Annotated in this window: 9 protein-coding genes; 6 read left to right on the top strand and 3 right to left on the bottom strand. The window is 44.4% G+C overall.

All coding sequences use genetic code 11. The features are described from left to right. The first annotated feature begins 265 nt into the window (after positions 1-265). From rbsB to A136_RS05165, 3 genes are all read left to right on the top strand, one after another. Complete coding sequence (rbsB, locus tag A136_RS05155) at positions 266-1144, top strand: ribose ABC transporter substrate-binding protein RbsB (RefSeq protein WP_017060856.1); 879 nt, start codon at positions 266-268, stop codon at positions 1142-1144. Positions 1145-1335: 191 nt separating this feature from the next. Further along, a complete protein-coding gene (gene rbsK / locus A136_RS05160; RefSeq protein ID WP_017064747.1) occupies positions 1336-2280 on the top strand; it encodes a ribokinase in 945 nt (314 codons plus the stop codon). Between the two features lie 152 nt (positions 2281-2432). Further along, the gene (locus A136_RS05165) at positions 2433-3434 is read left to right on the top strand and encodes a substrate-binding domain-containing protein (protein WP_017064748.1); all 1002 of its coding nucleotides are present in this window, start codon (positions 2433-2435) and stop codon (positions 3432-3434) included. A 72-nt stretch (positions 3435-3506) separates the two neighbouring features. Here A136_RS05165 and A136_RS05170 read toward each other — a convergent pair whose 3' ends face one another. Continuing rightward, entirely contained in the window at positions 3507-4310 is an 804-nt protein-coding gene (locus tag A136_RS05170) for a carbon-nitrogen hydrolase family protein (RefSeq protein ID WP_017064749.1), read from the bottom strand. A gap of 155 nt (positions 4311-4465) precedes the next feature. Further along, on the bottom strand, positions 4466-4888 hold the full coding sequence (locus A136_RS05175; RefSeq protein WP_017064750.1) for a lysozyme inhibitor LprI family protein: 423 nt from the start codon (positions 4886-4888) through the stop codon (positions 4466-4468). A 336-nt stretch (positions 4889-5224) separates the two neighbouring features. Here A136_RS05175 and A136_RS05180 point away from each other — a divergent pair, with 336 nt between their 5' ends. The 3 genes from A136_RS05180 (at position 5225) to A136_RS05190 (ending at position 8510) form a co-directional block, all read left to right on the top strand. Then, a complete protein-coding gene (locus A136_RS05180) occupies positions 5225-6796 on the top strand; it encodes an EAL domain-containing protein (protein ID WP_017064751.1) in 1572 nt (523 codons plus the stop codon). A 96-nt stretch (positions 6797-6892) separates the two neighbouring features. Then, positions 6893-7291, top strand: coding sequence for a hypothetical protein (locus tag A136_RS05185; protein WP_017064752.1), 399 nt, complete (start codon positions 6893-6895; stop codon positions 7289-7291). Positions 7292-7553: 262 nt separating this feature from the next. Further along, entirely contained in the window at positions 7554-8510 is a 957-nt protein-coding gene (locus A136_RS05190) for an IS110 family transposase (protein WP_017064050.1), read from the top strand. 34 nt (positions 8511-8544) lie between these two features. Here the strand turns inward: A136_RS05190 and A136_RS05195 are convergent, their stop codons facing one another. Further along, the gene (locus tag A136_RS05195) at positions 8545-9048 is read right to left on the bottom strand and encodes a hypothetical protein (RefSeq protein WP_017064753.1); all 504 of its coding nucleotides are present in this window, start codon (positions 9046-9048) and stop codon (positions 8545-8547) included. Positions 9049-9200: the final 152 nt, after the last annotated feature.

The following is a 9200-nucleotide window of genomic DNA, read 5'->3' on the forward strand; positions in this document are numbered from 1 at the left end:
GGCACATTGATTGGTGCTCTGATTATCGGCTTCCTAAACAACGCCCTAAACCTACTAGACGTATCTTCTTACTACCAGATGATTGCAAAAGCAGTGGTTATTCTTCTGGCAGTATTGGTCGACAACAAAAACAAATAAAACCTATTCACACTCTAGGTTAATACAAGTAACACCCTGTTTTACCTTAAAATATTAGAATCTATAAATAATGTAACAACGAGCTAGGACTCACCTCTTAGCTCCCCCTACACAAAGGACTTACACCATGAAAAAATTAGCGACTCTTATTTCTGCTGCTCTTCTTTCTACAACAGTATCTGTGTCTGCACAGGCGCAAGATACAATGGCAATCGTTCTGTCTACATTGAACAACCCATTCTTTGTAACCATGAAAGATGGCGCAGAAGCGAAAGCGGAAGAGCTAGGCTACAAGCTTATCGTTCTGGATTCTCAAAACGACCCAAGCAAAGAGCTGTCGAACATTGAAGATCTAACCATTCGTGGTGTTAAGGCAATCCTGATCAACCCAACAGATTCAGACGCCGTGTCTAACGCAATTCGCATGGCTAACCGTTCAAACATCCCAGTACTAACACTAGACCGTGGTGCAAGCCGTGGTGACGTAGTAAGCCACATCGCTTCTGATAACGTAATCGGTGGTGAAATGGCAGGTCACTTCATCATGGAAAAAGTGGGCGAAAAAGCGAAAGTAATCCAACTTGAAGGTATTGCTGGTACTTCTGCAGCTCGTGAACGTGGTGAAGGCTTCATGAATGCAGTAAACGGCAGCGACCTTGAGCTTCTTGCAAGCCAACCTGCTGATTTCGACCGTACTAAAGGTCTGAACGTAATGGAAAACTTGCTTGCAGCTAACCCAGATGTACAAGCAGTATTCGCGCAGAACGATGAAATGGCACTAGGTGCACTTCGCGCCGTTCAAGCTTCAGGTAAAGAAGTAATGATTGTTGGCTTTGATGGCACAGACGACGGCATCGCTGCTGTTAACCGCGGCCTACTAGGCGCTACAGTTGCACAACAACCTGACCTAATAGGTTCTCTAGGTATCGAAATGGCAGACAAAGTACTGAAAGGCGAAACAGTAGACGAGTACGTACCAGTACCTCTAAAAATCATCGCTAAGTAATCGTTACTAGGTAACGCGATATAAAGCAGGGAGTTCCCTATCTCCCTGCTTTGATTGGCTCGCTGACTCAAACAAAAGCAAACCCCGACAGTGCATCGCTGTTTCTCATTCCGCTCACAAAAGAGAGCGCACTTAACACCATGAGAAAGACCCATGCATTTTCAAATACGATATATCATAAGGCTCGTATCATGACTCAACTGATTGTTTTAGGTAGCGTTAACGCTGACCACGTACTGCAAGTTCCTTCGTTCCCTCGTCCGGGTGAAACCTTGATTGGCGGTAACTATCAGGTCATCCCTGGCGGTAAAGGCGCAAACCAAGCAGTCGCTGCTGCGCGATTAAACGCAGATATCGGCTTCATCGCCTGTGTCGGTGACGACCCATTCGGCATCAACATTCGTCAAGACTTCGCTAAAGACGGCATCAACATCGACGGTGTTATCGTGGCAGACAACACGCCAACTGGCATCGCGATGATCCAAGTATCCGCAACGGGTGAAAACAGCATCTGTCTTTCTGCAGAAGCTAATGACAAGCTGACTTGCGACCAAATCGAACCACATCTAGAGAAGATTCGCGGAGCCAAATACCTGCTAACTCAACTTGAAACGCCAATTGAAGGTATTGAGTACGCTGCGAAAGTAGCAAAAGAGAGTGGCACGCAAGTCATTCTAAACCCGGCTCCTGCTCGTCCATTATCGGATTCACTGCTTGCTTGTGTTGACGTGATTACACCGAACGAAACTGAAGCAGAAGTGCTGACAGGCATTACCGTGACGGACAACGCGTCTGCTCATCAGGCTGCGTTGGCTCTGCATGCTAAAGGCATAGAAACGGTAATGATCACGCTAGGCGCGAAAGGCGTGTGGGTGAGTCATCGCGGTCAAGGCAATGAAGCCAGCGAAGGTGAATTAATCGCAGGTTTCCGTGTTGAAGCAACAGATACAACTGCCGCAGGTGACACCTTTAACGGCGCGTTGGTGACAGGCTTGCTTGAAGATATGCCACTTGAGCGTGCGATTAAATTTGCTCATGCTGCAGCTGCTATCTCTGTGACACGCTTTGGTGCTCAAACGTCGATTCCAAGCCGTGCTGAAACCGATGCGTTTTTGGCAGAGCAACTGTCTGCTTAGTTTGATACCTATTTGAAGGCCTAACTTCTGAGCTAAATCGTGGTTAACGGATGTTAGCCTTCAAATTCGGTAACAACAAATAACAAGAATAAGCCCCTGTTTTCAGGCAGAATATCGCCCAACGTGGAAGGTTATTCCCACAAGGATTTTTTATGGCAACAATGAAAGACATCGCACGGCTCGCAAAGGTTTCGACTTCTACCGTGAGCCACGTGATCAACAAATCACGCTTTGTCAGTGAAGAGATTGCTGAGCGTGTTAACAGTGCGGCTAAAGAACTCAACTATGCGCCTTCTGCATTGGCTCGCAGCTTGAAAATGAAGCAAACCAAAACCTTGGGAATGCTAGTGACCACATCCACCAACCCATTCTTTGGCGAAGTGGTAAAAGGTGTGGAACGTCGTTGCTACGAAAAAGGCTACAACCTTATCTTGTGTAACACCGAAGGCGATAGCGAACGCATGAAATCCTCTATCGATACCTTGCTGCAAAAGCGTGTCGATGGCCTGATGCTGATGTGTTCTACCCTTGAAGGCGAACATATCGATGTATTCGAGCGCTACCCAGAACTGCCTGTTGTGGTCATGGACTGGGGCCCTATGTTGTTTGCGAGCGATAAGATCCAAGACAACTCGCACCAAGGTGGCTACATGGCAACTAAGCACCTGATTGATAACGGTCATTCTCAAATTGGTTGTATCACTGGCCCACTGCACCGCAATCAAGCTTCGTCTCGTTATCAAGGTTTCAAGCAAGCAATGGAAGAAGCCAATTTAGAGATCAACCCTAAGTGGATTGTTGAATCCAACTTTGAATGTGACGGTGGTTTTGACTCTTACCAAACATTAAAAACTCGTGGCGAAATGCCGTCTGCTTTGTTCGTAAGTAACGATATGATGGCGATGGGCGTGATTCACGCTGCGGCGCAAGATGGCACATCGATTCCGAATGATCTGTCTATCATTGGCTACGATGACATCCACCTGTCGAAGTACATGACACCCGCGTTAAGCACTGTCCACCAGCCAAAACATCGTTTAGGTAAAGCCGCAGTGGATACGCTTTTGAGCAGATTACAAACTCCAGATGCTTATCCGCAAGTCGTTGAACTTGAACCTACTCTTGTTGAACGAAGCAGCGTAAAAGCCATTTAAAGCGCCTTCTTAGAGATCTAAACAACAAAGGGCAAGGTTAAAAAACCTTGCCCTTTTCGCTCCTAATGCACTTCACTTATCTTCTTCGCGATTCAACACAGATGCGATTTGCTGTATTTCGTCTAACACATCGACGCCATTGTATTGCGGCGCAATCGAGGGATCTTGAATACTCACGGTTTCTACCGATTGCTTGTCGTTAAGTTTAGTCACTAACTCCCCTTTGGGTGAGTAGGCTCGGCTTCCACCACAATAAGTCGCGGTAAACGCATTAACCACATCTTGCCCGACGCGATTACAAGTAACCATGTGACACCCTTCCTCCAAGGCTCTCGCTTGAGCAATGGCAAAACTATGATGCCCACCGAAGTTGGCAGGGTGAAGAATAACGTCGACCGACTGATACCCTCTCATGATCTCCGGGAACCAAATATCAAAGCAAATCGCGACACCAAACTTTAAGCCTTTGTGCTCAAACGAGAGGCGTTCCTCCCCTCTCGAGAAATACTGCTTATCGAATTTGGTTTGACTGATTTTTCTATATTTGTGTCGTAAACCGGAAGCATCCACAACCACGACGCTGTTGTAATATTGGCCGCTATCTTTCTCGGCAATGCCTGCAACAATCAAGGTGTCATGCTTCGCTGCAAGCTGCGTTAATGAATCAATAGTACTGCTGTCGGCGAAGTCTTCAGCCAATTCGTGAATTTCTTCAGCCTCGTTAAAAATATACCCAGTCGTGAACAGTTCAGGCAGTAAAGTAATATCACCGACTGACGGCTCCGCTTGCAAAAGATCAGAGACCGAATCTATATTCTTTTGTTTGTTTTTGTATTCAACTTCAAGCTGAATAAGCGTGATACTGACATTATTCAAAATCGATTCCTTACTAGGTAATACTTAAAGCTGTAATGCTTCAAGCTGGAGACTAAGAACTAAGAACGACAGAGTAGGCCAATCCCCTATCGCTTTCTTATTCGCCCGCCAAAGGTTGAAGCAGGTGCACAGTCCTGTACGTATTTTAAACCTGCCTACGGCGCTAATTTAGGCTCTGGTAAAACCGGAGGCGTGCTGTCCATGTAGGTTAAGAAATTCGCCCACACCTCATGCGTGCGCTGCTTGGTTAACCTTGTCTTACAGGAAAGCGCCATAACCCCTCGAATAGAACCATCACGCCATTGGATGTAAACAGAGTCACAATGTGCTGTCATGTACGCCTGCCAGCTCTCCTGAGCCTTCTTAATTGAAGCGACCAGCTGAGCTTCATAAGCATTGTGTTCAAAGCTGGCTGCAAGGTATTTATCCAGTTCCGCTTGTGCAGATTCCAACTCAATTGCCGCACACTGATTGATCTCGATGGTATTCATCGCATTCTCGCAATCAACAACACCTTCGTCGGCCAACGCAGAGAATGAGAAGCACACCGCTATGAGTGCTGATATCAGTTTTTTCATAATCATCCTTTATGCTGTCACCACCAAAACGAATCGAGTCGTGACTTTATTTATTTAAACGTGGCTCAATATTTAGCTCATTCAGCCAGACCAAATAACAATAAAATTTATCAGGATATAAGCATTTGTTATCCGCATGAATCATCAAAAATGACGCCTCGCCAACTCAAATAAACGAGATAACGCTCAGATTTTGCTGGTAAAACTAGAAAACATATTATTTATATCAATAATTCGTGCCTGCATTCACACTATTAATTATTTATATTGCTACCTAAACGCTAACTTTATAAATTAAATCGAATGCTCACATAAATCGGTAACGCTTCTCCAACTATGGATATCAAGTACCAAAACATTGCCAAGACTTCATTTTACTTTGCCATCTCTTTCTTTTTTTCCATGGCAATGCTCATTCCTTTTACACCGTATCACTACCAAACATTAACCGAAGACACATCAAGGTTAGTCGAAACTAGGTTAGAGAGGATCCAATCAAGGTTCGACCGTTTTTTATCTGAAGTTAGACCTGAACAGTCATGCGACGCGATCGTTAGACAGCTTCGACAAAACGTTTTTGAAGCCGATTGGGTAAAAGAAGCAGCGGTATTCAATAAACAGAACCGATTTTACTGTTCAACCACCGATGGTGACGTTTCATTTCGCCTATACAGCACCATCAGGCAGCGACTCAATGACGACCCGAATTTAACAACCCTGTCGTATTCCAACTCGGCCATCACGCAAGTTCAGTCCATCATGCTCATTTTCTCGAACAAAGAAGATGCCGGAGTGAGCCTGATGATTCCGCCACACTTCATCTATGACCTTGTTGAAACAAACCTGAGCAGCCATGGAATACAGGCCAAAGTTGAAGTGATCAAAAGAGATATCCACCCTACCGATATTGACTCATCAATCGCCAAGGTGCGGATACAATCAAACACCTACCCATTGACCATCACCTCATACATTGGGTATCAGTTTTATCTTCACTTCATGTTGAGTTATTTATGGTTTGGCTTTTTGATGGCCGGAATCACCACCATTATTCTCCTTTCCATCAAGCATAAAAAGCAGAGCCAACGCAGCTTAGAATATTCGCTTTCAAGTGCGCTAAAAAACCAACACCTTCATGTTCACATGCAGCCTATCGTTAACCAAAACACCAATGAGATCGTCGGCTGTGAGTCACTATTACGATGGAACGACCCAATTGAAGGTAACGTCTCCCCGGCTATTTTCATTCCGCTTGCTGAAAGCTTAGGCTTAATTGAGGAGCTCACCTACTTCGTGCTGCGCAAAGTATTAATGACGTTGAAAAGCAATCAAGATGTGTTCGACTCAAAGTACATCAGCGTCAACATCAGCCGCAACGTAGTGTCTAACAGTAACTTCTCTAACAAAGTGATCAGCATCTTTAAAAGACACCCTGAGATCCTCAAGCAGGTGGTTTTTGAAGTAACCGAATATGGTGAATGTTCTGATGCCGACATGGTCAAAATTAGAGACAACCTAACCAAGCTATCGAACAGGGGCGTCAGAGTCGCGATTGATGATTTTGGTACAGGCTACGCAGGGTTAGATTTCGTAAGACAGTTCCCGTTCAGCATTCTCAAAATCGATCGCGTGTTTGTGAAAAACATATCCGACGAATCCAGCTTTGGTCTCCCTTTGCTAGAGTCCATGCTTCAACTATCACGCACCTTAGGGATGCAAGTGATCGTAGAAGGTGTCGAGTACGAATCCCAAGTGAAAATCTTATCTAAGCTTGGTGTCGACTATATCCAAGGCTTCTATTTTTATAAGCCGATGCCGATAAACCTGACTATCAGCTTACTCAAGCAACAGCATTTTGAGTCCGATAACGTTGAGGAACAAACCAACCAGACATTCCTTGTTACATAAGGCACTAAAAAACAACGAAAGAAAATGCGAAGGCTATGGGTCTCCTTTGATGAACATTTAAATCATCGCATCATTGAATGCATCACAAGGGATATCATGGAAAAGACACTTCAAACCAAACTGGCGACTAGCCTACTACTGCTGAGAATCGGCATTTTTATCGTCTTCTTATTCTGGGGCTTGGATAAGATCCTTGTCCCTGAGCACGCGACAAAAGTACTGTCTGGCTTTTACGGCATCGACATCTCGAACAATGCGATGATGGCTCTGGGTGTCGCGCAGCTCGGATTTTTAGGCGCATTCGTTGTAGGCATGTGGAAAAAGTACACCTACGGAGCCATTTTAGTCCTTCATGCAGGCTCAACCTTTTCCTCTTTTGGAAAATACATGGACCCGTTCAACAACCTACTGTTCTTCGCCTCTTGGCCAATGCTCGCAGCCTGTATCGCAATCTTCTTACTTCGCAATTACGACACTTACAGCGTGTCCAACTAACACAAAGGGCGCCGTTATTGGCGCCCTGTTTGGTTGGGTTGATTCTTAAACGTTTGTATGGATAATAAGCACTCCAATCGGGTAATGTGAGACCCAGGCTTTAGCTGCAACTAAAGCTTTCTATGTAGTAGTTCGTTTAAACGCTGGCTCCTCTATCGAGAGACCGATAACAAACATGAACGCTACATAGGACTTCAAGCATAAACCTCGAATAGTCGACTGGGTCTCGAACCCGCATTACGCAAGCATGAGTTAGCTTATTATGAATACCAAAATCAATCAAAGCATCAACGTTGGAGTTGATACCGGCAAAACACAATTAGACATCCACATCAGGCCACTAGACCTATTTTTCTCAGTAGAGAACAATGATAAAGGCATCAAAAAAGCACTCAAAACGATTAAGAGTCACAGTCCTGAACGAATCGTTATTGAAGCAACAGGCCGATTAGAAATGCCTTTTGTTCTTGCATGTGCAGAGGCTCAATTACCTATTGTCAGAGCAAACCCTGTCCACATAAAACGGTTCGCTGGTGCTATTGGCCGCAGAGCCAAAAATGATCGTTTAGATGCAGAATTGATTGCTCACTATGGAGAAGCAATCAAACCAGCTCTTACTGTCATAAAGCCAAAAAACATACGCCTAATGAGTGACTTAGTCATTCGCCGAAACCAGTTGTTATCCATGCAAACCATGGAAAAGAACCGAATCCAGATACTTCCCGCTTCTCTCCATCCGACTATCAAACCGATGCTAACCACGATAAAAAATCAAATCACCAAGTTAGAAGAAAAGCTCGTTAAACTCATTGAAGATAGCCCTGAATATCAGGCTAAAAACACAATATTGCAGAGCGTCCCTGGAATAGGAAACATTGCCGCTGCATCAATAATTAGCAACGTACCAGAACTTGGCTACATCACAAATAAACAAGCGGCATCACTAATTGGTGTCGCTCCAATAACACGCGAAAGTGGGCGCTACAAAGGTAAGCGCGTGATCCAAGGCGGTCGAGCGCAAGTACGCACAGTGTTATATATGGCAATGATGTCAGCCATGCAATGTAACCCCGTATTCAAAGCAACTTATGCTCGACTTGTAGCTGCCGGAAAGCCTAAGAAAGTCGCAATAATCGCGTGTGTTCGAAAGATGGTTGTGACTCTTAACTCTATGCTGAGAGATGGCGCCATGTGGGATGAAAACACTGCCAAAAATTAATCATTGACGCCATAGTCGTTTGTTAACTGTGCGGTCAATGTGGCTTAAAGCAGAGTTGAGAGTTAAACGACTCAACAGGGTTGTGGTCACTGGTAGTTAGCTCAACACTACACTGTGACTTACTCAAAGCTTGTAGCACACCATCAAACTTCAAAATATACGATTCATCTTCTTTTGGAACAAAATCAGAAATGACCCCACACATAAGACTTCCGGAAGTAGCTGTTACCAAAAAGTGTGATTTATTCCCGGCAACAATTGGTAATGTTTTTGACTGTTCATTACCAAACATTGAAAATCCGCCGATTTCAATTGTATGCATCAGAGTTCTGTCACCTTCAATTTCCCACATGTCACATTTGCCTGCATTCTCTACATGCCAAAACCTAATCTGTATTCCAGCTAGCGACGCTCCATCCCCTTCCGCTTGAAGACTAAGTTGGGTCAAATTACCAGTATTTGTTGGTGATACATATTTATTTGCACAACCAGTTAAAAAGGCACCCAGAATAGGCACTAATAACACACTCTTTTTCATCCTTGATCTCTTTAAACAAAACTAACACTTCACACTTTTGCATATGAAAATGGGATGATAAAGCTCATAGTATTTGTTCGTGACTCAAAGCACAGTTAACGAATGATATGGACTCCCTCTACCTGACACTCTGCGTGCCATACTTACTTAGT

It is taken from the genome of Vibrio crassostreae 9ZC13 (assembly GCF_000272045.2).
GTDB lineage: Bacteria > Pseudomonadota > Gammaproteobacteria > Enterobacterales > Vibrionaceae > Vibrio > Vibrio crassostreae_C.

Coding starts and splice junctions, on each gene's coding strand:
- rbsB (WP_017060856.1), top strand. CDS start 266: ATGAAAAAATTAGCGACTCTTATTTCTGCTGCTCTTCTTTCTACAACA.
- rbsK (WP_017064747.1), top strand. CDS start 1,336: ATGACTCAACTGATTGTTTTAGGTAGCGTTAACGCTGACCACGTACTG.
- A136_RS05165 (WP_017064748.1), top strand. CDS start 2,433: ATGGCAACAATGAAAGACATCGCACGGCTCGCAAAGGTTTCGACTTCT.
- A136_RS05175 (WP_017064750.1), bottom strand. CDS start 4,888: ATGAAAAAACTGATATCAGCACTCATAGCGGTGTGCTTCTCATTCTCT.
- A136_RS05180 (WP_017064751.1), top strand. CDS start 5,225: ATGGATATCAAGTACCAAAACATTGCCAAGACTTCATTTTACTTTGCC.
- A136_RS05185 (WP_017064752.1), top strand. CDS start 6,893: ATGGAAAAGACACTTCAAACCAAACTGGCGACTAGCCTACTACTGCTG.
- A136_RS05190 (WP_017064050.1), top strand. CDS start 7,554: ATGAATACCAAAATCAATCAAAGCATCAACGTTGGAGTTGATACCGGC.
- A136_RS05195 (WP_017064753.1), bottom strand. CDS start 9,048: ATGAAAAAGAGTGTGTTATTAGTGCCTATTCTGGGTGCCTTTTTAACT.